General features: G+C 67.8%; 1 protein-coding gene. It reads left to right on the top strand.

Features of this window, described 5'->3' with window-relative positions; genetic code table 11:
* Nucleotides 1-233, top strand: a 233-nt coding sequence (locus tag OP18_RS50945; RefSeq protein WP_162189958.1) for a ricin-type beta-trefoil lectin domain protein, incomplete at both ends; no start/stop codon positions are given.

The raw sequence follows: 233 nt of genomic DNA, 5'->3' as shown, positions 1-233 counted from the left end.
GGCGCTCGGTAAGTGCCTGGACGTGTCCGGTGGTGGCTCCGCGGACGGTACGAAGATCCAGCTGTGGACGTGCAACGGGTCCGGGGCGCAGAACTGGGCGCCGAACAGCGACGGCACGCTGCGCAACCCGCAGTCGGGCAAGTGCCTGGACGTGTCGGGCAACAACTCCGCGGACAGCACGATCGTGCACCTGTGGACGTGCATCAGCCCGGTGCCGGCCAACCAGAAGTGGA

The sequence above is a fragment of the Dactylosporangium aurantiacum genome, assembly GCF_000716715.1.
GTDB lineage: Bacteria > Actinomycetota > Actinomycetes > Mycobacteriales > Micromonosporaceae > Dactylosporangium > Dactylosporangium aurantiacum.
Note: the sequence above shows the minus strand (reverse complement) of the source record. Positions and strands in the feature narration are given on the sequence as shown.